The sequence below is a fragment of the Mesorhizobium sp. CCNWLY176 genome (genome assembly GCF_037153935.1).
GTDB classification, from domain to species: Bacteria; Pseudomonadota; Alphaproteobacteria; order Rhizobiales; family Rhizobiaceae; genus Mesorhizobium_M; species Mesorhizobium_M zhangyense.
The window spans coordinates 183,496-208,101 of the sequence record NZ_JBBBDZ010000002.1 but is presented as its reverse complement, the minus strand read 5'-3'; the positions used below and the strand labels follow the sequence as shown (position 1 = coordinate 208,101).

The 24,606-nt window shown below is 61.6% G+C and carries 32 protein-coding genes and 2 tRNA genes; 19 read left to right on the top strand and 15 right to left on the bottom strand.

The features are described 5' to 3' along the window. Positions 1 to 61 precede the first annotated feature (61 nt). On the top strand, positions 62 to 658 hold the full coding sequence (locus tag WBQ96_RS03870; protein WP_336547566.1) for a glutathione S-transferase: 597 nt from the start codon (positions 62 to 64) through the stop codon (positions 656 to 658). A 67-nt stretch (positions 659 to 725) separates the two neighbouring features. Here the strand turns inward: WBQ96_RS03870 and WBQ96_RS03865 are convergent, their stop codons facing one another. After that, positions 726 to 1,382 carry an outer membrane protein gene (locus WBQ96_RS03865; protein ID WP_165115593.1) on the bottom strand — a complete coding sequence of 219 codons (657 nt, stop codon included), beginning with the start codon at positions 1,380 to 1,382 and terminating at the stop codon, positions 726 to 728. Between the two features lie 404 nt (positions 1,383 to 1,786). On the opposite strand from WBQ96_RS03865, the gene WBQ96_RS03860 reads away from it, so the two are divergent. From WBQ96_RS03860 to WBQ96_RS03835, 6 genes are all read left to right on the top strand, one after another. Then, positions 1,787 to 2,551, top strand: a complete 765-nt coding sequence (locus tag WBQ96_RS03860; RefSeq protein ID WP_336547563.1) for an SDR family oxidoreductase — start codon at positions 1,787 to 1,789, stop codon at positions 2,549 to 2,551. Continuing rightward, the gene (gene uvrC / locus WBQ96_RS03855; RefSeq protein WP_336547562.1) at positions 2,548 to 4,632 is read left to right on the top strand and encodes an excinuclease ABC subunit UvrC; all 2,085 of its coding nucleotides are present in this window, start codon (positions 2,548 to 2,550) and stop codon (positions 4,630 to 4,632) included. Before WBQ96_RS03860 ends, uvrC begins: the two co-directional genes overlap by 4 nt. A 106-nt stretch (positions 4,633 to 4,738) precedes the next feature. Next, positions 4,739 to 5,335 (top strand): CDP-diacylglycerol--glycerol-3-phosphate 3-phosphatidyltransferase, encoded by a 597-nt coding sequence (gene pgsA / locus WBQ96_RS03850; protein ID WP_165115597.1) that lies wholly within the window; start codon positions 4,739 to 4,741, stop codon positions 5,333 to 5,335. Then, positions 5,332 to 5,598, top strand: a complete 267-nt coding sequence (gene moaD, locus WBQ96_RS03845) for a molybdopterin converting factor subunit 1 (RefSeq protein WP_336547556.1) — start codon at positions 5,332 to 5,334, stop codon at positions 5,596 to 5,598. Before pgsA ends, moaD begins: the two co-directional genes overlap by 4 nt. 4 nt (positions 5,599 to 5,602) lie before the next feature. Further along, positions 5,603 to 6,082 carry a molybdenum cofactor biosynthesis protein MoaE gene (locus tag WBQ96_RS03840; RefSeq protein WP_336547554.1) on the top strand — a complete coding sequence of 160 codons (480 nt, stop codon included), beginning with the start codon at positions 5,603 to 5,605 and terminating at the stop codon, positions 6,080 to 6,082. A 91-nt stretch (positions 6,083 to 6,173) separates the two neighbouring features. Next, a complete protein-coding gene (locus WBQ96_RS03835) occupies positions 6,174 to 6,944 on the top strand; it encodes a YbaY family lipoprotein (protein WP_336547552.1) in 771 nt (256 codons plus the stop codon). Between the two features lie 97 nt (positions 6,945 to 7,041). On the opposite strand, the gene ndk is transcribed toward WBQ96_RS03835, so the two are convergent. Both ndk and WBQ96_RS03825 read right to left on the bottom strand, forming a co-directional pair. Continuing rightward, positions 7,042 to 7,464 carry a nucleoside-diphosphate kinase gene (gene ndk / locus WBQ96_RS03830; RefSeq protein WP_336547550.1) on the bottom strand — a complete coding sequence of 141 codons (423 nt, stop codon included), beginning with the start codon at positions 7,462 to 7,464 and terminating at the stop codon, positions 7,042 to 7,044. Positions 7,465 to 7,572: 108 nt separating this feature from the next. Next, positions 7,573 to 8,265 (bottom strand): glutathione S-transferase family protein, encoded by a 693-nt coding sequence (locus tag WBQ96_RS03825; protein ID WP_336547548.1) that lies wholly within the window; start codon positions 8,263 to 8,265, stop codon positions 7,573 to 7,575. A gap of 69 nt (positions 8,266 to 8,334) precedes the next feature. Between WBQ96_RS03825 and WBQ96_RS03820 the strand changes: the two genes are divergently transcribed. The 3 genes from WBQ96_RS03820 to WBQ96_RS03810 all read left to right on the top strand — a co-directional run bounded on the left by WBQ96_RS03820 (position 8,335) and on the right by WBQ96_RS03810 (position 13,247). Further along, on the top strand, positions 8,335 to 8,847 hold the full coding sequence (locus tag WBQ96_RS03820; RefSeq protein ID WP_336547546.1) for a DinB family protein: 513 nt from the start codon (positions 8,335 to 8,337) through the stop codon (positions 8,845 to 8,847). Positions 8,848 to 8,952: 105 nt separating this feature from the next. Beyond that, positions 8,953 to 10,830 (top strand): ABC-F family ATP-binding cassette domain-containing protein, encoded by a 1,878-nt coding sequence (locus WBQ96_RS03815; RefSeq protein WP_336547543.1) that lies wholly within the window; start codon positions 8,953 to 8,955, stop codon positions 10,828 to 10,830. A 308-nt stretch (positions 10,831 to 11,138) separates the two neighbouring features. Next, a complete protein-coding gene (locus WBQ96_RS03810) occupies positions 11,139 to 13,247 on the top strand; it encodes a molybdopterin-containing oxidoreductase family protein (RefSeq protein WP_336547541.1) in 2,109 nt (702 codons plus the stop codon). 6 nt (positions 13,248 to 13,253) lie between these two features. On the opposite strand, the gene WBQ96_RS03805 is transcribed toward WBQ96_RS03810, so the two are convergent. Together WBQ96_RS03805 and WBQ96_RS03800 are read right to left on the bottom strand one after the other, a co-directional pair. Further along, positions 13,254 to 13,547, bottom strand: coding sequence for a type II toxin-antitoxin system RelE/ParE family toxin (locus WBQ96_RS03805; RefSeq protein ID WP_336547539.1), 294 nt, complete (start codon positions 13,545 to 13,547; stop codon positions 13,254 to 13,256). Then, positions 13,540 to 13,827: a type II toxin-antitoxin system ParD family antitoxin gene (locus WBQ96_RS03800; protein WP_336547537.1), complete on the bottom strand. Its 288-nt coding sequence runs from the start codon at positions 13,825 to 13,827 to the stop codon at positions 13,540 to 13,542. Before WBQ96_RS03800 ends, WBQ96_RS03805 begins: the two co-directional genes overlap by 8 nt. A 147-nt stretch (positions 13,828 to 13,974) precedes the next feature. Between WBQ96_RS03800 and WBQ96_RS03795 the strand changes: the two genes are divergently transcribed. Further along, the gene (locus tag WBQ96_RS03795) at positions 13,975 to 14,868 is read left to right on the top strand and encodes a cation diffusion facilitator family transporter (RefSeq protein WP_336547535.1); all 894 of its coding nucleotides are present in this window, start codon (positions 13,975 to 13,977) and stop codon (positions 14,866 to 14,868) included. Positions 14,869 to 14,881: 13 nt separating this feature from the next. On the opposite strand, the gene WBQ96_RS03790 is transcribed toward WBQ96_RS03795, so the two are convergent. From WBQ96_RS03790 to purM, 3 genes are read right to left on the bottom strand one after another with little or no spacing between them, the layout of a single operon-like run. After that, positions 14,882 to 15,397: a SixA phosphatase family protein gene (locus tag WBQ96_RS03790; protein WP_336547533.1), complete on the bottom strand. Its 516-nt coding sequence runs from the start codon at positions 15,395 to 15,397 to the stop codon at positions 14,882 to 14,884. A 31-nt stretch (positions 15,398 to 15,428) separates the two neighbouring features. Then, the gene (purN, locus tag WBQ96_RS03785; RefSeq protein WP_336547532.1) at positions 15,429 to 16,136 is read right to left on the bottom strand and encodes a phosphoribosylglycinamide formyltransferase; all 708 of its coding nucleotides are present in this window, start codon (positions 16,134 to 16,136) and stop codon (positions 15,429 to 15,431) included. Next, positions 16,133 to 17,197 (bottom strand): phosphoribosylformylglycinamidine cyclo-ligase, encoded by a 1,065-nt coding sequence (gene purM, locus WBQ96_RS03780; protein WP_336547530.1) that lies wholly within the window; start codon positions 17,195 to 17,197, stop codon positions 16,133 to 16,135. The genes purN and purM overlap by 4 nt, the downstream gene beginning before the upstream one ends. 207 nt (positions 17,198 to 17,404) lie before the next feature. On the opposite strand from purM, the gene WBQ96_RS03775 reads away from it, so the two are divergent. The 3 genes from WBQ96_RS03775 to hdaA are packed head-to-tail and all read left to right on the top strand — an operon-like array spanning position 17,405 to position 19,818. Then, entirely contained in the window at positions 17,405 to 17,962 is a 558-nt protein-coding gene (locus WBQ96_RS03775) for a CDP-alcohol phosphatidyltransferase family protein (RefSeq protein WP_165119713.1), read from the top strand. Continuing rightward, entirely contained in the window at positions 17,934 to 19,103 is a 1,170-nt protein-coding gene (locus tag WBQ96_RS03770; RefSeq protein WP_336547528.1) for an AI-2E family transporter, read from the top strand. The genes WBQ96_RS03775 and WBQ96_RS03770 overlap by 29 nt, the downstream gene beginning before the upstream one ends. Before the next feature lie 13 nt (positions 19,104 to 19,116). After that, positions 19,117 to 19,818 (top strand): DnaA regulatory inactivator HdaA, encoded by a 702-nt coding sequence (gene hdaA, locus WBQ96_RS03765; RefSeq protein WP_336547526.1) that lies wholly within the window; start codon positions 19,117 to 19,119, stop codon positions 19,816 to 19,818. Between the two features lie 7 nt (positions 19,819 to 19,825). Here hdaA and WBQ96_RS03760 read toward each other — a convergent pair whose 3' ends face one another. Then, positions 19,826 to 20,107, bottom strand: coding sequence for a hypothetical protein (locus WBQ96_RS03760; protein WP_165119716.1), 282 nt, complete (start codon positions 20,105 to 20,107; stop codon positions 19,826 to 19,828). A gap of 178 nt (positions 20,108 to 20,285) precedes the next feature. On the opposite strand from WBQ96_RS03760, the gene WBQ96_RS03755 reads away from it, so the two are divergent. Continuing rightward, positions 20,286 to 20,468: a hypothetical protein gene (locus WBQ96_RS03755; protein ID WP_091912125.1), complete on the top strand. Its 183-nt coding sequence runs from the start codon at positions 20,286 to 20,288 to the stop codon at positions 20,466 to 20,468. 44 nt (positions 20,469 to 20,512) lie between these two features. Here the strand turns inward: WBQ96_RS03755 and WBQ96_RS03750 are convergent, their stop codons facing one another. The 3 genes from WBQ96_RS03750 to WBQ96_RS03740 form a co-directional block, all read right to left on the bottom strand. Continuing rightward, positions 20,513 to 20,659, bottom strand: coding sequence for a hypothetical protein (locus WBQ96_RS03750; protein WP_336547521.1), 147 nt, complete (start codon positions 20,657 to 20,659; stop codon positions 20,513 to 20,515). A gap of 77 nt (positions 20,660 to 20,736) precedes the next feature. Then, entirely contained in the window at positions 20,737 to 21,078 is a 342-nt protein-coding gene (locus tag WBQ96_RS03745) for a hypothetical protein (RefSeq protein ID WP_336547519.1), read from the bottom strand. 88 nt (positions 21,079 to 21,166) lie between these two features. Then, the gene (locus WBQ96_RS03740) at positions 21,167 to 21,334 is read right to left on the bottom strand and encodes a Thivi_2564 family membrane protein (protein WP_091912120.1); all 168 of its coding nucleotides are present in this window, start codon (positions 21,332 to 21,334) and stop codon (positions 21,167 to 21,169) included. A gap of 177 nt (positions 21,335 to 21,511) precedes the next feature. Here WBQ96_RS03740 and WBQ96_RS03735 point away from each other — a divergent pair. From WBQ96_RS03735 to WBQ96_RS03725, 3 genes are all read left to right on the top strand, one after another. Beyond that, positions 21,512 to 21,588, top strand: a tRNA-Pro gene (locus WBQ96_RS03735). A gap of 16 nt (positions 21,589 to 21,604) precedes the next feature. Then, entirely contained in the window at positions 21,605 to 21,910 is a 306-nt protein-coding gene (locus tag WBQ96_RS03730; protein WP_336547516.1) for an ETC complex I subunit, read from the top strand. A 36-nt stretch (positions 21,911 to 21,946) separates the two neighbouring features. Further along, positions 21,947 to 22,023, top strand: a tRNA-Arg gene (locus WBQ96_RS03725). Between the two features lie 56 nt (positions 22,024 to 22,079). On the opposite strand, the gene WBQ96_RS03720 is transcribed toward WBQ96_RS03725, so the two are convergent. Both WBQ96_RS03720 and WBQ96_RS03715 read right to left on the bottom strand, forming a co-directional pair. Then, positions 22,080 to 22,376, bottom strand: coding sequence for an addiction module antidote protein (locus WBQ96_RS03720; protein WP_336547515.1), 297 nt, complete (start codon positions 22,374 to 22,376; stop codon positions 22,080 to 22,082). Further along, entirely contained in the window at positions 22,377 to 22,670 is a 294-nt protein-coding gene (locus WBQ96_RS03715) for a type II toxin-antitoxin system RelE/ParE family toxin (RefSeq protein WP_442920793.1), read from the bottom strand. Between the two features lie 171 nt (positions 22,671 to 22,841). Here WBQ96_RS03715 and WBQ96_RS03710 point away from each other — a divergent pair, with 171 nt between their 5' ends. Next, positions 22,842 to 23,357: a cupin domain-containing protein gene (locus WBQ96_RS03710; protein WP_336547514.1), complete on the top strand. Its 516-nt coding sequence runs from the start codon at positions 22,842 to 22,844 to the stop codon at positions 23,355 to 23,357. 18 nt (positions 23,358 to 23,375) lie between these two features. Here WBQ96_RS03710 and WBQ96_RS03705 read toward each other — a convergent pair whose 3' ends face one another. Then, complete coding sequence (locus WBQ96_RS03705; protein ID WP_336547513.1) at positions 23,376 to 24,554, bottom strand: cystathionine beta-lyase; 1,179 nt, start codon at positions 24,552 to 24,554, stop codon at positions 23,376 to 23,378. Positions 24,555 to 24,606 lie beyond the last annotated feature (52 nt).

Here is a 24,606-nt window from a genome sequence, read left to right as displayed (position 1 = left end):
TGTTGCTTCGCCGGCTGGGCAAAACTACGGTCTCGCGCATTATCCAGGAGAGATCGCCTTCATGCCGAAAATTCTTTATGCCCCTGCCTCGCCCTACAGTGCAAAGGTCAGGATGGCCGCTGCCTATGCCGGGGTTGCCTTCGAAGGCGTGCTGACCGACACCAACGCCGAACCCGCCGAGCTGATCGCCGCAAACCCGCTTGGCAAGATACCAGTGCTGGTCACCGACGACGGCGAAGCCGTGTTCGACAGCCGGGCGATCACCCAGTATCTGAACCGCGTGTCCGGCAATACGCTTTTCCCGCGCAATCCGGCCAAGCGCCTGGAGGCCGAGCGGCTGGAAGCGTTGGCCGACGGCCTGTGCGACTGCCTGCTGGCCCATGTCTATGAACGCCGCTTCCGGCCGGAGGAAAAGGTGCATGCGCCCTGGCTCGACAAGCAGTGGTCGAAGGCCGTCCGGGTGCTGGATGTCCTGAACGCCAATCCACCGAAGCTGCCCAAGAAGATCACAGCCGGCCAGATCGCGCTGCGGGCAACGCTCGGCTACATGGATCTGCGCTTTGCCGGCAAATGGGAGCGCGGCCATGCGAGGCTCAAGCGCTGGGCGGCACGCTTCGACGAGAAATTCCCCGAACTCAAGCCGTATCTGCCGTCCTGAGTCAGGATGCAAAAAAGCCGGGCCTCTTTCGAGGCCCGGCTTTTGTCTAACTGCCTGTTACGGCGAATTAGAACTTCATACCGACACCGAACTGGATGCGATGATCCGTGGCGTCGACATCGCGGGTACCGCTACCCGTGGTGAACTCCTTGCTGCCGTAGTCGGTGTAACGATACTCGACGCGGGCAAACACGTTGTCGGTGACCTTCAGGTCGGTGCCGACGCCGGCGGTCCAGCCGAGCATCGTGTTCTTGTCGGAAATGCCGCCTTCTGTGAGCTTGACGCTCTGGGCTGCACCACCAGCGGTGATGTAAGGCAGGATATCCGGGGTCACGGCATAACCGAGACGGGCGCGAAGCGAGCCGCCGAGGCCGCCCTTCACTTCCGTGCCGGCATTGTCGCCCTTGAGACCGCCATAGCCGAGGTCGCCTTCGACGCCGGCCACTACATTGTCGATCTGGTAGTTATAGCCGACAAAGCCGCCACCGATGAAACCGTCGGTGTTGACGGTGTTACCCGGCTCCTTGACGCGACCCGAAAAGCCGTAGCCCAGCGTCACACCGGCATAGGGGCCGGACCACGTGTTGAGCGGGGCCACTTCCATCGGAGCGGCGGGTGCCGGCGGCTCTTCCTGGACGACGTCAGCTGCATTGGCAACACCAGCGAAGGCCAGCAGGCCGAACGCAGCTGCCAGAGGCCGCGCGAATTTCAATTTGGCTTCCATTTTCTTACTCCTTAGCCACAGCACACAATGTTCTTCTGTGGGAGGTGTCCAAACCGTCTGGGGGGAACAACGGCTCGGGTACCTGACAGTTCCCAATGTCGTGCCGAAATGCGGCTGCACCACACCCGAAATTGGGTCTTTGCCCGGCGCCAATAAGGCGGAAGAATGACGTTGCAGTTGCGCAACAACATTGTCAGGAGAGTTCGGATCAGAAGGCAAAAAGTGCCTTGGTTCAAGGGGTTGCGGACCCTATATTGAATCTGTTTCCGAACGTTCTCACTAAATTAGGCGGTTTGCATAAGGGCTTCGCCACAATGCCGCCAAAGGAACGAACGCGAATTAACCTGTGAGGCGCCAAAATCGGCAAAACAGCCATTTGCGTTTGAAAAATTAGGGGTGGACAAATGCGGAAATCGGGCAGGACGGCGCTGGTGACGGGTGGCGCCAGACGTATCGGCAGGGCGATCGTCGAGGACCTTGCCGCGCACGGATTCGCCGTCGCCATCCACTGCAACCGCTCGCGCAGCGAGGCGGAGGAACTGGCTGCAACGGTGGCCGCCAATGGCGGCGAGGCCGCAATCGTCACCGCCGATCTCACCGATATGCGCGCCGTCGACGGGCTGATCTCGCAGGCAGGCAAGGCGGTCGGCCCGATCTCGCTGCTGGTCAACAATGCCTCGCTCTTCGTCGATGATGCTGTGACCGATTTCGAGTGGGCGACCTGGGATCGGCATTTCGCCGTTCATGTGAAGACGCCGGTTCTGCTGACGCGCCGCTTCGCCGAAGCCTTGCCGGCCGGCAGCGAGGGGCTGGTCGTCAACATGATAGATCAGCGCGTCTGGAAGCCGACGCCGCGCTATTTCTCCTACGCGCTGTCGAAGTCGGCTCTCCGGACGGCGACGCAGACCATGGCGCAGGCACTGGCCCCCAGAATTCGCGTCAACGCGATCGGTCCGGGACCGACGCTCGCCAACCCGAAACAGCAGCCTGAAGACTTCGCCGCACAGGTCGACGGGGTGATCCTGAAGCGGGGTCCCGATCTTTTGGAATTCGGCGCAACGATTCGCTATCTATGGGAGGCGCGCTCGGTCACAGGCCAGATGATCGCGCTTGATGGCGGCCAGCACCTTGCGTGGCAGACGCCGGATGTGACAGGCATGGTGGAATGAGTCCCAACGATCCGAACCTCAAATCGCTCCATCGGCCGCAAGCCGGCAGGGCCAGCGACGATGTCGCCGGCTATATGCCGGGTCATGAGGTCGAGGAGGATGAGGGGACGGAGGCCGAAGTGTTGCCGGCGGTGGCTGATGCTTCCTTCACCGCAATCGACTGGACGCCGCATGCGGGTGACGCCGACGGCATGGTCGGTGCGGAGGTGATCCAGACGCTGGTCAAGCGCCTGCCCAATGCGCCGGGCGTCTACCGCATGATGAATGCGGCGGGCGACGTGCTCTATGTCGGCAAGGCACGCAGCCTGAAGAAGCGCGTGACCAACTACGCGCAAGGGCGATTTCACACCAACCGCATCGGCCGCATGGTGCGCGAGACCTCGACGATGGAATTCGTCGTCACCCGCACCGAGATAGAGGCGCTGCTGCTCGAAGCCAATCTTATCAAGCGCTTGCGGCCGCGATTCAACGTGCTTCTGCGCGACGACAAGTCGTTTCCCTATATCATGCTGACCGGTGATCATCCATCGCCGGGGATTTTCAAGCATCGAGGCGCGCGCTCGCGCAAGGGCGACTATTTCGGGCCGTTCGCCTCGGCAGGTGCCGTCGACCGCACGATCAATTCGCTGCAGCGCGCCTTCCTGCTGCGAAGCTGTACGGATTCGGTCTTCGAAAGCCGCACGCGGCCGTGCCTGCTCTATCAGATCAAGCGTTGTTCCGGTCCGTGCACGGGTGAGGTTTCTGCCGACGACTATGCCGAACTGGTCTTCGAGGCCAAGGACTTCCTGTCGGGCCGCAGCCAGAAGGTGAAGACCGACATCTCGTCGGCCATGCAGAATGCTGCCGAAGAGCTCGATTTCGAGCGCGCTGCCATCTATCGCGACCGGCTGGCGGCACTTTCGCATGTGCAGAGCCATCAGGGCATCAACCCGCAATCGGTCGAGGAAGCGGACGTCTTCGCCATCCATCAGGAGGGCGGGCAGGTCTGCATCCAGGTCTTTTTCTTCCGCACCGGCCAGAACTGGGGCAACCGCGCCTATTTCCCCAAGGCCGATCCGGCGCTTGAGGCGAAGGAAGTGCTCGGCTCGTTCCTCGCGCAGTTCTATGACGACAAGCCGTGCCCGAGGCTGCTTCTGCTTTCGCATGAGGTGCAGGAGCAGGAATTGCTGGGTGCTGCCCTTTCCACGCGCGCCGGCCACAAGGTGACGATCACTGTGCCGCAGCGCGGCGAGAAGAAGGATCTGGTCGATAACGCGGTCCAGAACGCCCGCGAGGCGCTTGGCCGGCGGTTGGCGGAAACTTCGACGCAGGCGCGGCTGCTAACCGGCATGGTCGAGACGTTCGGACTGGAAAAAGTGCCGGTGCGCATCGAGGTCTACGACAACTCGCACATCATGGGCACGAATGCCGTCGGCGCGATGATCGTCGCCGGGCCGGAAGGTTTCGTGAAGAACCAGTACCGCAAGTTCAACATCCGCTCGACCGACATCACGCCGGGCGACGATTTCGGCATGATGCGCGAGGTGATGGAGCGGCGGTTCTCGCGACTCATCAAGGAACATGCCGCGCCGGAGGCAGGCGATGCGCAATCCGGCGAGGACGACGAAGTGATTGGCTCGTCCTTTCCGGCCTGGCCCGATGTCATCCTCATCGACGGCGGGCAGGGGCAGATGTCGGTGGTGCGCAAGATGCTGGCCGATCTCGGCATCGAGGACAAGGTGGCGGCGATCGGCGTCGCCAAGGGGCAGGACCGCGATGCCGGCCGCGAACGGTTTTTCGTCAAGGGCCGCGAATCATTCTCGCTGCCGGTACGTGACCCCGTGCTCTATTTCGTGCAAAGGCTGCGCGACGAGGCGCATCGCTTTGCCATCGGCTCGCACCGCGCGCGGCGCAAGAAGGAAATGGTGAAGAACCCGCTCGACGAGATCAGTGGCATCGGGCCGGGACGCAAGCGCGCGCTGCTCTTGCATTTCGGCACGGCCAAGGCGGTGAGCCGCGCCGCGATGGAGGATTTGATGGTGGTTGATGGAATTTCGGAGTCGATAGCCAAGATCGTATACAACCATTTTCACGAGAATTAATCATTTGCGGGCTAAATGTATCCTTGGGCCATCGATTTCCCGCAATTGACCCCCCACATCCGCATCTGATTTGAGTACGAAAGCTGAAAGAAATAACGGATTAGAGATGGCCAGGCGCGCATTCAACCTTCCAAACATGCTTACTTACGCGCGCATCCTTGCCGTGCCGTTGGTTGTCCTATGCTTTTTCCTCGAAGGAAGATTGCAGTCGAGCGACTTCGCGCGCTGGGCGGCGCTGATCATCTTCATCATCGCAAGCGTCACCGATTACCTCGACGGCTACCTTGCCCGCGCATGGCAGCAGACCTCGAATATCGGCCGCATGCTCGATCCGATCGCCGACAAGCTTCTGGTCGCGACCTGCCTGCTTCTGCTTGCCGCCGACACAGATCAGCGTGGCGGCATTGCCGGTTGGTCGCTTTGGGCGGCGATCATCATCCTGTGCCGCGAAATCCTGGTTTCGGGTCTGCGCGAATATCTGGCGGCGCTGAAGGTCAGCGTGCCGGTGACGCAGCTTGCCAAATGGAAGACGGCCATCCAGATGGTCGCCATCGCCTTCCTGCTTCTGGGGCCGACCGGAGACAAGATCGTGCCCTACTGGACGCAGATCGGTCTGACGCTGCTGTGGATTGCCGCCCTTGTGACGCTCTATACCGGTTATGACTATTTCCGGGCCGGCGTGAAGCATATCATCGACGAATGACACAGCATCCGACCAAACTCGTCTATTTCGCCTGGGTGCGCGAGCGCATCGGCCTGGCAGAAGAGGACGTCGCGCTTCCCGCCGAGGTGGAGACGGTGTCCGATCTCCTCCAATGGCTGAAGGGTCGTGGCGAGGAATATGAGAACGCGCTGCAATATCCCGACGTGATCCGCGTCGCCATCGACCACGAGCATGTCGAGCACCGGGAAAGGCTGGCCGGCGCGCGCGAGATCGCGCTGTTTCCGCCGATGACCGGAGGTTGACGCGATGCCGGCGAGCTTCCAGCCAGATATCCGCATCCAGCGGGAGGATTTCGACGTCAACGCCGAGATCGCCCGGTTATCCGAGGGGCGCGCCGACATTGGCGCGGTCGTGACCTTTTCCGGCCTCTGCCGCGATGAGGCCGGCGCGCTTTCAGCCCTTGAGCTCGAACACTATCCCGGCATGGCCGAGGCCGAGATTTCGCGCATCGCAGCCGAGGCGATCGAGCGATGGCCGCTGCTTGGCCTGACCGCCATCCATCGCTTCGGCAAGATCGCGCCGGGCGAAAACATCGTGCTGGTTGTTGCCGCCTCGGCCCATCGGCACGCGGCGTTCGAGGCTGCGAATTTCCTGATGGATTTCCTGAAGTCTCGCGCGCCCTTCTGGAAGAAGGAGCATCGCGTGGACGGCTCCACCGGTGGCTGGGTCGACGCCAAGGAGGCTGACGATCAGGCCGCCGCGCGATGGACGCGCCGGAAGACGTAAAGTCTTACGGCCTGAAATTTTCCGTCATCTTGTCACGGAACAACCGCATTCTGTCGTCCAAATGCCTTTGGACGACAGAGGAGGTTGGATCATGCTGGACAAGTTCGCCGAATTTTTCGTTTTCGGTTTTGCGCCGCTGCTGATCGGCACATTGGCCTTGCCGCTACAGTCCTACGCGGACGAGAAGGTCTTCACCGGTGAAATACTCTATCGCGAACGTGTAGCCCTGCCGCCGAACGCCGTCGTCAGGGTGTGGCTGTCGGACGTTTCGCTGGCCGATGCCCCGGCCAAGGTCGTCGGCGAGCAGACGATCAAGGATGCCGGGCAAGTGCCGATCAAGTTCGAGATCCGCTTCGATCCTTCGACGATCCAGCCGAAGCACACATATTCCCTGCAGGCCCGCATTACGGTCGACGATACGATCTGGTTCATCAACGACACGCGCTACCGTCTCGACCCGCTCAAGGCCGAGCCGCAATCCATGGTGCTGAGGATGGTCAGGAACGCCATGGAAACCGAACCGCCGCCGATCTTCCGCACGACCTGGCTGGCCGAGGATATCGAGGGCGGCGGCGTGATCGACGATGCCCAATCGACGCTGAAGTTCGATCCGGGCGGCAAGATCAGCGGGCGCGGCGCCTGCAACAACTATTTCGGCAGGGCCACCATCGAAGGCAGCGCCATCAAACTCGGCGATATCGGCTCGACCTTCATGGCCTGCGCACCGGCGATCATGGATCAGGAAAAGAAGCTTTTTGCGGCGCTGAGCAAGGCATCGTCCTATCGCATCGACGGCGACGGCAAGCTGTTTCTGGTCGATGCGGAAGGGCGCGACGTGATCCGGTTCGCGAGCGCCGAGTGAACGTTCTTTGCATTAAATGGAAACAAAAAAGCCGGGGCAAAACCCCGGCTTTTTTTATTGCAATCAGGCAGTTACGCCGAAAAGCGGAATCAGCTTGTCAGCCGACGATCTCGGTGTCCGAGAACCAGTACTTGATCTCCTCAGCCGCCGTTTCCGGTGCGTCGGAGCCGTGGACGGAGTTTTCGCCGATCGACAGGGCATGGACCTTGCGGATGGTGCCTTCGTCGGCGTTGGCCGGGTTGGTGGCGCCCATCACTTCGCGGTTCTTGGCGATGGCGTTCTCGCCTTCGAGAATCTGCACGACGGTCGGGGCCGACGACATGAACTCAACGAGTTCGCCGAAGAAGGGGCGGTCCTTATGGACGGCGTAGAAGCCTTCAGCCTCGCGGCGGCTCATCCAGACGCGGCGCGATGCAATGACGCGCAGGCCGGCTTCTTCCAGCATCTTGGTGATGGCGCCGGTGAGGTTGCGGCGGGTCGCGTCGGGCTTGATCATCGAAAACGTGCGTTCGATCGCCATGGTATATCCTTTTGAGAATAGGGAAGGGCAGATGTGGCGGTCCCTATACAAGCCGTCCGTCGCATTGCCAAGGCCCCTGAGGCATTTGCCTCAGGCCTCAACCCGGCTTCACGCCGCCGCGTCCACCGTTCTGCCGATGCCGTCGTGGAGGTCGAGGCAGCGCTCGAACCAGTCGCTTACCGGATCGTCGGCTGCCAGATACTGGAACGGCGAGGTGACGCGGACCCACTGCAAGGCGCCGAAGACGATGTAGTCGGGATAGAGCGGTGTCTCCCCGCCGATGAACGGCTGGTAGGCGAGCATGTTGCGCAATGGCTCGAGCGATGCGCGGAAAGCCGCAAGGCCGCTCTCGCGAACCGAAGCCACATCCTCCAGCTTCTTGCCGAAGCGGGCTTCGCGGCTTTCGCGGAAATATGCCCTGTTGGCTTCATTCTGGCGGTCATAGATATCCATCAGCGCGGCTGCACCCAGATAAGGATGAAGCGTCAACTGCGACCAGCGCTCTATGAAGCGGGCCATCGCTTCTCCGCCTTCGCCGCCGAACAGGGTCGGTCGTTCCGGATAGGCCTGATCGAGATAGAGCGCGATCTGGAAGGAGTCCGCCACGACGGCGTTGCCGTCACGGATAACCGGAATGGTCTTCGAAACGCCGCCCTCGACTGCGGGGACGTCGAGGAAAGTGGTCGGCACGGTCTCGAAGTCGAGGCCCTTGTGCGCCAGCGACATCGCCGTCTTCCAGCAATGAGGGCTATAGGGCCGTGCCTGATCGTGTCCGACGAGATCATAGAGCAGAATGGTCATTGGCGTGTCTCTTGCAGCGCGTTAGGAGTGAGGGACATATTCTTTGCTTCGCATGTCAAAAGGAAGTCCATGAGACAGCATTTCATGATGTTGGCGGCCTATAATGCTTGGGCCAACGGGCGCATCTACGACGCCGCGGCAACTCTTTCCGAGGAAGAGTTCTGTCGCGATGCCGGTGCTTTCTTCAAGTCGTTGATGGGCACGCTGAACCACCTGGTGGCCGCCGATCGCATCTGGATGAAGCGCTTTACCGGTCAGGGCGATGCGCCGGCCGCGCTCGACGCGATCATCAGCGCGGATTTCACCAAGCTGCGCGCTGCACGCGAAGCAGAAGACAGGCGCATCTTCGCGTGGATCGAGGGGCTGGATGCGAAAGCCCTTGCCGGGCGCTTCAGCTACATGACCGTCAGCGACATGCGCACCATCTCGCAACGGCTTGCACCCGCGCTCGATCATTTTTTCAACCACCAGACGCATCATCGCGGCCAGGCGCATATGATCCTGACCGTGCTCGGCAAGCCATCCGTGCAACTGGACCTGATCGCATTCCAGCGGACGGAAGAGGGGCGAGCCTACGCCTAGCAACAGGCGCAATCTGCCGCTGAATCGGGAGATGGGCCGTTTCCTGTCGACGCTGGCTGCATCGGAGCCCTTGCGAACTTCGGGCGTCCAGTGCAAAAGCCCGCAATGCTTATCATAAACGACCTTTCCCTCCGCATTGCCGGACGCCTGCTTCTCGACCACGCTTCGCTCACGCTGCCGGCGGGAACGAAGGCCGGGCTTGTTGGCCGCAACGGCACCGGCAAGACGACGCTGTTCAAGGCGATCACCGGCGACATGTCGGCCGAGACCGGCTCGGTCAGCCTGCCCAAGAACCTGCGCATCGGCCAGGTGGCGCAGGAAGCGCCGGGCACCGAGGAGCCGCTGATCGAGATCGTGCTGAAGGCCGATCTCGAGCGCGCGGCCCTTCTCGAGGAAGAAAAGACGGCGACCGACCCGCATCGCATCGCCGAAATCCACATCAGGCTTGCCGATATCGACGCGCATTCGGCCGAAGCGCGCGCCGCGACCATCCTTGCCGGCCTCGGTTTCGACGACGCCGCACAAAGGCGGCCGGCCTCGTCATTCTCCGGCGGCTGGCGCATGCGCGTGGCGCTGGCGGCGGTGCTGTTTTCCGAGCCCGATTTGCTGCTGCTGGACGAGCCGACCAACTATCTCGATCTTGAAGGCACGCTGTGGCTCGAAACCTATGTTTCGAAATATCCGCACACGGTGCTGCTGATCAGCCACGACCGCGACCTGCTCAACCGCGCGGTCAATTCGATCGTCCATCTCGACCAGAAGAAGCTGACCTTCTGGCGCGGCGGCTACGACCAGTTCGAGCGCCAACTGTCCGAGCAGCGCGAGTTGCAGGAAAAGGGCCGCGTCAAGCAGGAGGCGGCACGCAAGCATCTGCAATCCTTCGTCGATCGCTTCCGCGCCAAGGCTTCCAAGGCGCGTCAGGCGCAGTCGCGCATCAAGGCGCTGGAGAAGATGAAGCCGATTTCGGCCCTGCTGGAAGACAGCGTGCGGCCGTTCCATTTTCCCGAGCCGGTGAAGACTGTCGCGTCGCCGATCGTGGCACTGGACGGCGTCGATGTGGGTTACCAGCCCGGCAGCCCGATCCTGAAAAAGATGACTCTGCGCATCGACGCAGACGACCGCATCGCACTGCTTGGCGCCAACGGCAACGGCAAGTCGACCTTCGCTAAGCTGCTTGCTGGCCGGCTGAAGCAGGAAAAGGGCTCGATGACCATCGCGCCTGGCCTGAAGGTGGCGATCTTTGCCCAGCATCAGCTCGACGATCTGCGGCCGGAGGAAAACGCCTACGAGCATGTGCGCCGGTTGATGCCGGAAGCGCCGGAATCGAAGGTGAGGGCGCGTGTCGCCCAGTTCGGTCTTGCGACGGAAAAAATGAACACGCCTGCCAAGGATCTTTCCGGCGGCGAGAAGGCGCGCCTGCTGATGGGGCTTTCGGCCTTCGAGGGGCCGAACCTGTTCATCCTAGACGAGCCGACAAACCATCTCGACATCGACAGCCGCGAGGCGCTGATCCATGCGCTGAACGAGTTTCCGGGCGCGGTCATCCTGATCTCGCATGACCGTCATCTGCTGGAGGCCACCGCTGATCGGCTGTGGCTGGTCAAGGATGGTCATGTGAACCCGTATGACGGCGATCTTGACGATTACCGCCAGCAGGTCACCGGCGTCTCGGCCAACAGCCGCGAGAAGCGCGAAGCTGACAAGGCCTCCAAGGCAGACCGCCGCCGCGAAGCCGCCGCACGCCGCGCTGCCATGGAGCCGATCGCCAAGGAAATCCGCGCCACGGAAGCGCTGATGGACCGCATCCGCAAGCGCATCGACACCATCGAGGACGAACTCGCCAATCCGGCAGTTTACGAGAAGGATCCCTCGACCGCGACGCAGCTTGCAAAGGAGCGCTCGCAGCTGACCGCCACGCTCAACGGCCACGAGGAAAAGTGGCTGAAGCTTTCGGCGGAATACGAGGAAGGCACGGCGGAGTAGGGTTTCTCTCTTCCTTCTCCCCGTTCACGGGGGTGAGGAGTGTTCGCCGAAGGCGACGAAAAGCCAACGATTTGGCTTTTCGAGTGACGAACGCCCGGAGCCATAGCGAAGGACTGGTGGCCCGAAGGGCCGGATGAGGGGTAGCGCCAGAGTCGGCGAAGTTAGCGCCGCCCCTCACCTGCCTGCCGGCATCTTCTCCCCGTATAGTGACGGGGAGAAGAAGGATTTTCCGCAACGTTGCTACGAGCAACGAAAACCGCGCAATCCTGGCCCTACACCTTGCTTTCAAAACCCTGTAGTTTCGCCGCATGAACCAGCACGCCAAGCTCAGAATCGGCCATTCCGCCTGTCCGCATGATTGCCCGTCGACCTGCGCGTTGAATGTCGAGATCCTCGACGGCAACCGTATCGGCCGCCTGCATGGCGCCAAGGACAACAGCTATACGGCCGGCGTGATCTGCGCCAAGGTCGCTCGCTATGCCGACCGCATTCATCATCCAGACCGGCTTATGAAGCCGCTGGTGCGTGCCGGCGCCAAGGGCGAGGGCAGCTGGAAAGAGGCGAGCTGGGAAGCAGCCCTCGATCTGGTGGCCGAAAAGTTCATCCGCGCCGAGGAAAAGCTCGGCAGCGAGACGGTGTGGCCTTACTTCTATGCCGGCACGATGGGGCTGGTGCAGCGCGACGGCATCGACCGGCTGCGCCACGCGAAAAAGTATTCGGGCTTCTTCGCCTCGATCTGCACCAATCTCGCCTGGACCGGCTATGTGCTGGGCACGGGCGCGCTGCGTGGGTCGGACCCGCGTGAGATCGCCAAGTCCGACTGCGTGGTGATCTGGGGCACCAATGCGGTGGTCACGCAGGTCAATGTGATGACCCATGCGGTGAAGGCCCGCAAGGAGAACGGCACGAAGATCGTCGTCATCGATATCTACGAGACGGCGACAATGAAGCAGGCCGACATGGCGCTGGTGCTGAAACCGGGCACGGACGGCGCGCTGGCCTGCGCGGTCATGCATGTGCTGTTCCGCGACGGGTTCGCCGATCGCGATTATCTCGAAAAATACACCGACGATCCGAAGGGGCTGGAGGCGCATCTCGCCACCCGCACGTCGCAATGGGCAGCGGCGATAACCGGCCTTTCCGTCGAGGAGATCGAAGATTTTGCCAGATTGGTCGGCACGACGAAGAAAACCTTCTTCCGGCTCGGCTACGGCTTCGCGCGCCAGCGTAACGGCTCGGTCAACATGCATGCGGCGCTGTCGATCCCGGCTGTCACCGGTGCCTGGCAGTATGAGGGCGGCGGCGCGTTTCACTCCAATTCCGGCATCTACAAGCTCAACGGCGAATTGCTGGAAGGCACGAAGCTGCGTGACCCCAAAATCCGATATCTCGATCACTCCCGTATCGGGCCGGTGCTGACCAATGCCGAGGACGCGCTTTACGGCGGCCCACCGGTGACGGCGATGCTGATCCAGAACACCAACCCGGTGAATGTCGCGCCCGAGCAGCGGCTGGTGACGCAGGGGTTTCTGCGCGACGACCTGTTCACCTGCGTGCACGAGCAGTTCATGACCGATACGGCAAAGCTCGCCGATGTCGTGCTGCCGGCCACCATGTTCCTTGAGCATGACGACATCTACAAGGGCGGCGGCAACCAGCACATCACGCTGGGGCCCAAGCTGATCGACCCGCCGGCGGGGCCGCGCACCAATCACTATGTCATCGAGGAACTGGCCAAGCGGCTGGGCGTGTCGCATTTGCCGGGCTTCGGGCTGACCGAGCGCGAGCATATCGACCACATGCTTTCCCGACGCGGCCTGGGCGATTTCGACAGCCTGGAGGCCAGCCGCTGGGTCGATATGCAGCCTGAGTTCGAGGACGCGCATTTCCTGAAGGGTTTTGGGCATCCCGACGGCAAGTTCCGTTTCAAGCCGCAATGGAACGGCGGCGCCGCACCCAACAGGCCGCCCAAGAACATGGGCATCTTCGGTCCGGTCGAGAAGCTCCCCGAATTTCCCGACCATGTCGACCTGATCGAGGTCGCGGATGCCGATCATCCTTTCCGGCTGGCGACGTCGCCGGCGCGCCATTTCCTCAACTCGACCTTTGCCGAGACGCCGGTGTCGCGGGAGAAGGAAGGGCGGCCGGAACTGCTGATCCATCCGGAGGACGCCGCAGCACTCGGCGTCGCCACGGGCGATCGCGTCGAGATCGGCAACCCACGCGGCGAGGTGGTTCTGCATGCCAGGCTGTTCGAGACGATCCGGCGCGGTGTCGTCATCGCCGAGGGCATCTGGCCGAACTCCGCTCACGAGCGCGGCGAGGGCATCAACGTCCTGACCGGCGCCGACGCGCCGGCACCCTATGGCGGTGCGGCCGTGCATGACAACAAGGTCTGGGTGCGGGCGGCGGGGTAGGGCCGCCTATAGCAGTGCCGTCAGATCGCGTGCGCCGTGCACCACGCGAACGATCTCGATATGCGTTCCGGTATGCCGGTAGAGCACCAGATAGTTTCCGACGGTCAGCGCTCGCGCGTCAGGCGCAATGTCCGGCCTGAGCGGACCGGAATCCGGAAATGTTGCAAGCTGTTTGATCTTGGCGGCGATGCTGTCCAGAAAGCGGTCGGCCGCAACCGGGTTGTCCGGTGCGATCCCGCACCAGATGTCGATGAGATCGTCTTCAGCCGCAGGACTTCGGACGATTCTTAACTCAGCCATTGCGCGATGGGCTCGAATTCTTCTCGAAGCGGCCGCGTGCTCGCTGCTTGATCTCTTCGATGTCGAAAGGCTGGGCTTCGCCGCTGGCGATGCCGTCCGTCCATGCCTTTCGTAGCCGCTCGACTTCCGCCTGCCTCAAAGGCTGACGCAGCTTCCAGTCCCGCAGCGCTTCGCGTATCACTTCGCTCGCCGATGCATATTCGCCGGTCGAGACGGCCTTTTTGACCATTTCGAGCAGGTCCGACGAAAGCGCGACGCTTACTTTTTCCACCGAAGGCATGAGAGAACTCCTTTGATAAAATGGTAGCAAGAATTGCTACCATGGACAACAAGCGTATTGCCTGCGGCGTCACCGGATTTTGGTGCCTTCCCATTTTCCGGCATTCCCGCATTATACACCCCGCGACGGAGCATCGAGGAGCATGCCATGAGCGGCGATCACGATCATGGCGACATGCAGAACACGCCGGTGTCGCGGCTGTGGATGGCGCTGGGCCTGACCGGCGCTTTCATGGTGGCGGAGGTGATCGGGGGCTTCGTCACCGGCAGCCTGGCCTTGATTTCCGATGCCATGCATATGCTGACCGACACGATGGCGCTGGCGATCGCGTTGCTGGCCATCCATGTCGGGCGCAGGCAGGCCGATCTTCTGCGTACCTATGGCTATGCCCGTTTCGAAATCATTGCGGCGGCCTTCAATGCGCTGCTGCTGCTCGGCGTTGCCTTCTACATTCTCTACGAGGCCTGGAAGCGGCTGTCCGAGCCGCAGGACATCGCCTCGCTGGGCATGCTGGGGATTGCGGTCGTCGGTCTTGCCGTCAACTTCCTGTCGATGCGGCTGCTGAGCGGCCACAAGGACAACAGCCTGAATGTGAAAGGGGCTTATCTCGAGGTCTGGGCCGACATGCTAGGTTCGCTCGGCGTCATGGCCGGTGCGGCGATCATCTGGCTGACCGGCTGGCAATGGGTCGATTCACTGATTGCCGTCGGCATCGGTTTCATGGTGTTTCCGCGCACCTGGGTGCTGCTCAGGGAATGCATCAACATCCTGCTCGAAGGCGTGCCGCCGGGCATGAAGATTGATGAAGTCGAGGGAGCGATTGCGGCTGTGCCGGGTGTTGCTTCGGTGCACGATTTGCATCTGTGGGCGATCACTCAGAGCAAGCCGTCACTGACGGCTCACGCTGTGCTTTCTGACGGCGCGGATGCAGAAACCGTGCGCCTCGCCATAGAGGCGCGCCTGCAGGCGGATTTCGACCTGCACCACACCACGCTGCAGATGGAACGGGTTGCGTGCAAACCCGCCGAACGGATTCACTGAGAGGTTGGTGCAGTCAGCCGAGGTCTTTTGGCCGCAGGAAATGGCTGAGCCGGGCTGCACCGGCACGCAGTTCGTCCCATCGCCCGTCGAATTCGAGCCGGGCAAGACCCGCCGTTGAGAATTTCTTGCGGAGTAGCTGCAAGGCGGTTTCGTCAGAGTCCTCGCTGGCAATCAGCGTGGCAAAATCCTGCATCCCCGGATTGTGCCCGAGCAAAAGCAGGGAGGTGATCTCCTCCGGCGCATGACGAACCTCAGCCAGCAATTGCCCCGCAGAGGCTTCGTAAAGGGCGCTGCAGAAGGTTGGTTCGACGAAACGAGGCGATTGGGCGGCGACGATCTGCCAGGTTTCCCGCGTACGAAGCGACGGCGAAACCAGCGCCATCTGCGGGAACCAGCCGCGCGAGGCAATCGCCTGGCCGATCACCGGAGCGGCATCCAGGCCGCGGGGTGCCAGCGGTCTATCGAAATCGGCCAGCTCGGGATCATCCCAGCTCGACTTGGCGTGACGCAGGAGGAGCAGTTCCTTCATCGTGCGGCTCCAACCAGTGGCCCTTGGCAGATCAGGGCGTGAAGCGCGCCAGTGCCTCGAGATCAACCGCTTCGCGAACAGCACTTGGCGATGATACGAACGCCGTTGCAATCTGCTCGACATGCTCGATGTCCGAAAACACCGTCTTGCCGTCCTGCATGCTGGCCTTGCCTTCGCAAACCATGCGCAGTGCAAGCGGGAAAAGATGGTGCTCGGCTTTCAGAACGCGGGCCGACAGCGTCTTTTCGTCATCGCCGATCAGAACGGGAACCGCAGACTGCGCGATAATCGGGCCGTCATCCATTTCCGTTGTCACGAAATGCACGGTGCAGCCATGGATGCGCATGCCGGCGTCCAGCGCGCGCTGATGCGTATCCAGACCCTTGAAGGACGGCAGCAGGGCAGGGTGGATATTGATCATCTTTCCCTGCCATTTCGCGACGAAACCGGGCGTCAGGAGCCGCATATAGCCGGCCAGGCAGACGATCTCGGCGCCGAAGGCAGCGAGCTCCTTGTCGATGGCCGCGTCATGCGCGTCCTTGCTGGCGAAATCGCCGCGCGCAACGACGCCTGTCGGGATGCCCTTCGATGTGGCCAGTTGCAGGCCGCGCGCGTCGGCCTTGTCGGAGACCACGCCGACGATCTCGGCCGGGAAGGCGCGGTCGTCGGAAGCTTCGATCAGCGCGGCCATGTTGGAGCCGCGCCCGGAGATCATGATGACGATGCGTTTGCGGGTCATAGGGCGATGGCACCTCGATAGATGACGCCGGTATCGCGGCGCGGCACGATGCGGCCGATGGGCGAAACGGTCTCGCCGGCTTCCTGTAGCACGGCGGCGACCTGCGCTGCCTGTCCCGATGCGACGACCATGATCATGCCGACGCCGCAGTTAAAGGTGCGCATCATTTCATTGGCAGCCACGCCGCCCGTCTTGGCGAGCCAGGAGAAGACTGGCGGCACTTCGATGGCGTCGAGGTCCAACTCGGCGGAAAAATCCTGCGGCAGCACGCGCGGGATGTTTTCGGGGAAGCCACCGCCGGTGATATGGGCCAGCGCCTTGATGCCATGCGTGCCGCGGATCGCCTTGAGTACGGACTTCACATAGATGCGGGTCGGTTCCAGCAGCGCATCGGCCAGCGTACGGTCGTCGGCAAAGGGGGCAGGGTCGTTCCAGCCGAGGCCGCTTGTCGCGACGATGCGACGAACCAGCGAAAAGCCGTTGGAATGGACGCCCGACGAGGCGAGCCCGAGCAGCACGTCGCCTTCGACGATGTCGTCGGTCGGCAGCAACTGGTCGCGCTCGGCAGCACCTACGGCGAAGCCGGCAAGGTCGTAGTCCTTTTCCTGGTACATGCCCGGCATTTCCGCCGTCTCACCGCCGATCAGCGCGCAACCGGCCTGCCGGCAGCCCTCGGCGATGCCGCCGACGATGGACGCGCCCTGCTCGGGGTCGAGCTTGCCGGTGGCGAAATAGTCGAGGAAGAACAGCGGCTCCGCACCCTGCACGACGATGTCGTTGACGCACATGGCGACAAGGTCGACGCCGATCGTGTCGTGCTTGCCGGCCTCGATGGCGATCTTCAGCTTGGTGCCGACGCCGTCATTGGCGGCGACCAGCACCGGATCGGTAAAGCCTGCAGCCTTCAGGTCGAACAACCCGCCGAAGCCGCCGATCTCGCCATCGGCGCCGGGCCGGCGCGTCGAGCGCACCAGCGGCTTGATCTTCTCGACCATGAGGTTGCCGGCATCGATGTCGACGCCTGCCTGCGCATAGGTGAGCCCGTTCTTCTGGCCGCTCATGGCTGTTCCTTTGACTGTCGACGGTTCAAGGGCGGCTCTTCGCATGAACCGCCCCGCCCTGCAAGAAGTGGGGCAAAAGCGATGCGACTTTAGGCGGCAAAAATCGTGGACAGAAGTCTGTCCCGCTCTGGTATCTTGCAGGCAGAGTCGGGCCTGACCATGTATCAGGCTCGGTATGTTGGGAGAATGCGGGGAGGTAATGACGTCGTGACCGTCGCGAACATGATCACGATTCTGCGGTTCGTGCTTGTGCCGGGCGTTATCTACGCCCTTTTGAGCAACCGCACCGACTGGGCCCTTGCCGGTTTCGTCATCGCCGGCGTGTCGGATGGCGTCGACGGTTTCGTCGCGCGTCATTTCAACCAGCGCACCGAACTGGGCGCCTATCTCGACCCGATGGCCGATAAGCTGCTTCTGGTCAGCGTCTTCGTCATGCTCGGCTTCATGGGCGAACTGCCGCTGTGGCTGGTCGTCGCGGCGGTTTCGCGCGATGCGCTGATCATCTGCGCGGTCGTTCTGTCGACCGTGATGGCAAATCCCGTGGCGATGAAGCCGCTGATGGTTTCGAAGGCCAACACGGCAGTGCAGATCGTTCTTGCCGCCTTCGTGCTTGGCGAACTGGCCTTTGGAACGAATTACGACCTCATTCGGTTCAGTCTGATATTCCTGTCCGGGCTCTTGACCGTCGCTTCGGCAGCGGCCTATCTCGTGGACTGGCTGAGGCACATGAATGGTTATGGCGAAAGCGAAAATCCAAACGGTTGAGGTGACTCAGGAGGATCCGTCGGCAACGGCGTTCCGCCGGCAGATACGGTTCTGGATCATTACGGCGCTCGTGCTTGCGCTGCTGATCTACCTGTTCAGCGACGTTCTCCTGCCTTTCGTAGCCGGCATGGTGCTTGCTTATTTCCTCGACCCGGTGGCCGACCGGCTGCAGCGGCTCGGACTGTCGCGTCTCATGGCGACGATCCTGATCCTGATCACCTTTCTCATCATCGTGGTGATTGGGCTCGTCATCCTGATACCGATACTGGCCTCGCAGCTTTCGGATTTCATCACCAAGCTGCCGGAATATCTGACGCAGTTGCAGGGCCTCATCACCAGTTTCGACCCGCAATGGATCGAGCAGCGCTTCGGCGTCAATGCCAACGACCTGCGCGAGGGCCTGAATTCGCTGGCGACCACCGGCTTCGGCTTCCTGACGACTGTGTTCAAGTCGATCTGGAGCTCCAGCATGGCGCTGTTTTCCATCGCCAGCCTGTTCGTGGTGACGCCGGTCGTCGCCTTCTACATGCTGCTGGACTGGGACCGCATGGTCGCGACCGTCGATCGCTGGGTGCCGCGCGACCACGTCAAGACCGTTCGCCAGATCGCAACGGACATCAATTCCGCCACCGCCGGTTTCGTGCGCGGGCAGGGCACGCTCTGCCTCGTTCTCGGCCTGATGTATGCCGCCGGCCTGACGCTGACCGGCCTGAAGTTCGGGGCGCTGATCGGCCTGTTTGCCGGGCTTATCAGCTTCATTCCCTATGTCGGCTCGCTGGTCGGGCTGGTGCTGTCGGTGGGCCTCGCCTTCGTGCAGTTCTGGCCGGACTGGATCATGGTGGTGGCGGTGGCCTGCGTGTTCTTCGCCGGCCAATTCATCGAAGGCAACATCCTCCAGCCGCGCCTCGTCGGCAAAAGTGTCGGCCTGCATCCGGTCTGGCTGATGTTTGCGCTGTTCGCCTTCGGCGCGCTGTTCGGCTTTGTCGGCCTGCTTATCGCCGTGCCAGCCGCAGCGGCAATCGGCGTTCTCGTGCGCTTCGGGATTTCGCAATATCTCGAGTCGCCGCTCTACAAGGGCCATCCCGAGGTCGCGGAGGCAAAACCGGCCCGCACGGCCAGAGCGCCGCGCGCCGATGGCTAGGCCGTGATCTGCCATGCGTGAGCCGGAAAAACCGCGCCAGCTGCCGCTCGATCTCGGCCATACGCCGGGCTATTCGCGCGACGATCTCGTGGTGTCGCAGGCCAACGCACAGGCCGTTTCGCTGGTCGACCGCTGGCCCGATTGGCCTTCGCCTGTGGTGGTTCTCGCGGGGCCGGCAGGTTCGGGAAAATCGCATCTCGCCGCGATCTGGCGCGATACCTCTCATGCCTTGCCGCTCAAGGCTGCCGATATCGAGAAACACGTCGCTGAAATCGACGGCACGCGGCCGGTGGTGATCGACGATGCGGATGACCGGCTTCTCGACGAGAACGGCCTGTTTCATCTCATCAACCAGGTTCGCGCGACCGGCACGCAACTGCTCCTCACGTCCCGGCGCTTTCCGGCCGCATGGGGCGTGACCTTGCCGGACCTCGCATCGCGGCTGAAGGCTGCGGCAACCATAGAGATCGACGAGCCGGACGACCTGCTTCTGGCCGGCGTCATCACCAAGCTCTTCGCCGACCGCCAGATCGAGGTCGATCAGAACGTCGTGCAGTTTCTGGTCAGGCGCATCGAACGCTCGCTGTCCACCGCGATCCGCGTCGTCGACAGGCTCGACCGCGCTGCACTCGAACAGAAGACGCGCATCACCCGTGCGCTCGCCGCCGAGACACTGAATGCACTCGACCAGGGACAGGCAGAGTTCGAGATTTAAGGCTGCTTTAGCGGGCGAGGCGGCGATAGACCTGCTGCGCCGCCAAGAGCACGGCAAGAATCGTGGCGTTCGAAAACAGACCTACGGCGATCGCGGTCGCTGTGTCCTGACCCTCCTTCGCGCCGAAGCTCGTCGGTATGAGCACGGCCACGAATACCAGCCCGAGCGCAATCGGTATCCAGCGGTTCAGCGCCTGGGCGGTGTTGGCTGCGGTTAGCAAGAGCGCAATCAGCAGACCGATCCTGAAAATGTCGGTCAACTGGGCGAAATAGATATCGATGACTGGCATGCGTCCTCCCTGACTGCGCGCAATAGTGTGCAGGCTGGCCGCGTTATGTCGAGAGGCGCCGAGTGCTTATGAGGGCGGACAGGTTGTGAACGCATTCGCATGTTCGACTTGTAGTGGCGCTTGCCGGTCAGCGCCATTTCTGGTCACCTTTGATTTTTCAAGGGGTGGGGATTCGCGCATGACCAACAACGGACTGCTACTCAAAGTCTTGGCTGCTGTGATCGGGTGTTTTGCCGGCGCTTACATCGGCCAGGAACTGCTGGGCGGCGCGGCGCTTGGATGGACCGTAACCGGCGCCATCGTGGCGGTGTTCTGCTATCCGCTCTTCAAGACCTTGATGGAGCGGCGCGCCCGTCCGTGAGCGCGCGCTGTATCGAGGGCCGCCGGCATCTTGTCGCCTGCGCGTCAGTTCTCCTGAACCGATACACCTGAATCGTCGATCCGCAGTTCGACGCCCGAGGGCTTCGATTCTTCGCGATAGACGTAGATGCCAAGCGCAATGACTGCGACGGCAAGTGCGCCGATTATGAGATAAAGCCTGTTTTGCTGCATGAATATGGCCCGTTCTTGAAGTTCTGGGATAGGAAAAAGGCCGGTAATTCCGGCCTTTTGTTTTTCGATCGAGAAGATCAGTACCAGCGACGCCGTGGCTCGCTGCTCGCTTGTCCGACGGCTATGCCAAGCAGGAAGCCGACTATGCCGACGAAGCCGAGCACGGCCGTGGTGGTTCCGGGGTTTTCACGGGCGACCTCGGAAACGGCCTGGGCCTGCGTGCGAAGCTGCTGCGTTGCCTTGGAGGCGCGGTCCGAGGCGCTTTCGTAGAGACTGGACGCCTGTTCGCGGGCATCGTCGACCAGTTCGGCGCTGCGTGCCGAGACCGTCTTGTTGATCTTCGTTATCTCCTTGCGAAGCTCGGCGATCTGCTTTTCGAGAGCCTTCTGAATATCTTCTGAGCTGGGTGTGTCGGCCATAAAGGATTTCCTTGTATAGGGGAGGTTCAGGAACGGTCGTCAAGCCGGATCGTTCCCGAACTAGTCTGTCGAAAACGTTTTCCCGCGATCAAAACACTGCGAGATACTTCAGCAGAGAGATGATGCCGATGACGATGACGATAAGCTGAACGATCTGGCGCATGCGCCCGTCGATCGGAAGCCGCTGAACGAGATAGAGCACCAGTATGATTACAAGAAACGTAATCAGGATGCCGATGAGAACCGATGAAGCCATAACCCTTCTCCGTAATTGACGGCCCAGCCGTCGTCTGAACTAGGCATAAACTATGCATCGGCTAACGCCTCGACGCGGCGCGGGTTCCATTCGAGATCGTTCTTGTGACACCAAATCGGGATTTTGTGTTTTCCGGGCTTGCCTTCCAAACCGGCAAACCCTATGGACTGCATCGTTCGGAGTGTAGCGCAGTCTGGTAGCGCATCTGGTTTGGGACCAGAGGGTCGGGAGTTCGAATCTCTCCACTCCGACCAAAACGATGAGGGAAACATGTCCGCGCGCATCTTCAGCCCTGCCAAGACGGCGATGCAGTCGGGTAAGGCCAAGACTGGTCTCTGGGTTCTCGAGTTCGATCCGGCCATGCCGCGAAAGATCGATCCGTTGATGGGCTATACGACTTCCGGTGACATGAAGAGCCAGATTCGCCTTACCTTCGGTTCGAAGGAAGAGGCAGTCGCCTATGCCGAGAAGCACGGCCTCGTTTTTCGCGTTCAGGAGCCGAAGGAAGCCAAGCGGCGCCAGATTTCCTATGCGGAGAATTTCCGCTTCGACCGCAAGATTCCCTGGACACACTGAACCGCGAACGAGCCGGTTTGTGTGCTGAGGGGTCGCGGTCCCGTAGCTCAGCTGGATAGAGCACCGGCCTTCTAAGCCGATGGTCACAGGTTCGAATCCTGTCGGGATCGCCAATAATTCAATAACTTAGGTTTCTGTCTTTCGGATTTTTAAGTCGAGGTGGCAGGAATCATGCCGCTTTGTCGGCCGATTCGACGGTCATGTGCAGACCGAGCGCGCTCATCACTTTCATGATGGTGGCGAACTCCGGGTTTCCATCGACGCTGAGTGCCTTGTACAGGCTTTCGCGGGAGACGCCGGCTGTCTTCGCGATCTGGGTCATGCCATGTGAGCGGGCTACGTCACCAAGGGCTTTGGCGAAGAAAGCCGCGTCGTTCTCTTCGAGTGCGGCATCAAGGTAGGCGACGACATCCTCCCTGGTGTTGAGGAAGTTGGCAACGTCCCATTTCTTTGTCTGTAGAGCCATTTATCCAACTCCTTTTGCCAGTTCCTTTGCGCGCTCGATATCGCGACTTTGAGATGCCTTGTCGCCCCCGCATAGAAGGATCACGACCGTGTCGCCTTTTCGAACAAAATACATCCGGTAGCCGGGGCCGAAGACCAAACGTAGTTCGCCGATCCCGTCGAAGAATTTGTGGTCGCCGAGATTGCCTTCTTTGACGCGCTCGATGCGCACCATAATTCGGCTTCGCGCCTGCCTGTCTCGTAAGCCATCCAGCCATTCCTCAAACTCGGTCGTGTAATGAACGGCAATCACCAATTTAGTATCCTGCAGGCTACAAATCAACAAGATGCTATTTCGTTCTAGCCAGACAGGTGTCATCGTTCAACTTATGGAAATGCCCGCCGCACGACAGCTTCCTGTCTGGTTCTGCGTTCATGGCGGAACGTTCGCAGCCGAAAGCCGCACAGACACAGGCAGGAAACGCTTATGACATTGCCGAACCCCGACCTTCCCATCGCCCACTGGACCGATATCGAAAACCCTGACGGTGAGACGTTCAAGGGAACGGACGAGCCGCGCAGCATCAACGCTGCCTTAGGCGCGCATTTCGGCCTCGAGCGGCTCGGCATTCATCATGAGCGGCTGCTGCCGGGCCGGCGCACATCCTTTCCGCATGCCGAAAGTGCGGAGGAGGAATTCGTCTATGTGCTGGAGGGCGAACCCGATGTCTGGCTGGACGGTCGGCTGCATCGGCTCAAGCCGGGCGACGGGGTCGGCTTTCCGGCAGGCACGGGGCTCGCCCACAGTTTCCTGAACAACACCGAGACTGAAGTTCGGTTGCTGGTCGTGGGCGAGACGGCCAAGGCGGAGAACCGAATCGTCTACCCGGTCAACCTCGAACGCAAGGCGATGCGCGACGACTGGTGGGACGATCACCCAAGGCGCCCATTGGGCGACCACGATGGGATGCCCGACAGGGTGCGGGCATCGAAGGCGAAGTAGCGGGGAGGCGTTGCCGCCTCAATCCTTCGCCGCTGCCGCCGCAGCCAGCCCCTTGGCGATATCGGCCTTGATATCCTCGACGTTCTCAAGCCCGATCTGCAGGCGAAGGATCGGCCCCTCATACGGCCCCTTGGCGACGACGCGGTCGCCGAGGAAGACGTGGACCGCAAGGCTTTCATAGCCGCCCCAGGAATAGCCGAGGCCGAAGATTTCGAGTGCGTCGAGGAAGGCATGCGCCTGCTTCTGGCCGCCGCCGGAGAGCACCACGGAAAAGATGCCGCTGGAGCCTGAAAAATCGCGCTTCCAGATGGCATGGCCCGGATGACTTTCGAGACCGGGATGAAGCACGCGGGCGACGCCGGGCTGCTTTTCCAGCCAGCGCGCGATTTCAAGCGCGCTTTCCTGATGGCGCTCCAGCCGCACGCCCATGGTGCGAAGGCCCCGCAGCACCTGATAGACATCGTCGGGTGCGGCACAGCAGCCGAGCGTCAGGAAGCCCTGATGCAGCCTTTCCCATGATGCGGCGTTGGCCGAGACCGTGCCGAGAAGCAGATCGGAATGCCCGGCCGGATATTTGGTCGCGGCGTGGATCGAGACATCGACGCCGTGGTCGAGCGGCTTGAAATAGAGCGGCGTTGCCCAGGTGTTATCCATCATGACGACGGCGCCGCGTTCATGCGCCGTCTTGGCGATTGCCGGGATGTCCTGCATTTCGAACGTATTGGAGGCTGGCGATTCGGTGAACACGACCTTGGTCTTCGGCTTCATCAGCGCGGCAATGCCGGCGCCGACATGGGGATCGTAATAGTCTACCTCGACGCCAAGCCGTTTCAACATGGTGTCGGCGAAATTGCGGGTCGGATGATAGACCGAATCGACGATCAGCACGTGATCGCCGGCCGACAGGAACGCAAGCAGCGGCACCGTGACGGCGGCGAGCCCCGAAGGCACTATGATGGTGCCGGCCGAGCCTTCAAGCTCGTCGATGGCGTTTGCGAGTGCATCGGTGGTTGGCGTGCCGCGCGTTCCATAGGTGTATTTTTGCGCGCGGGCCGCCAGCGTGGCGGCGTCTGGAAACAGAACGGTGGAAGCGTGCACGACCGGCGGATTGACGAAGCCGAAATAGTCGCGCGGGTCGTTGCCGGCATGCGCCAGGCGCGTGTTGATACCCATGTCTGTGTAGTCTCGCTTGGCCATATCTTCCCCGCTTCGATAAGAGGCTGACAGGCATAAAGCGGCGGGTTGAACG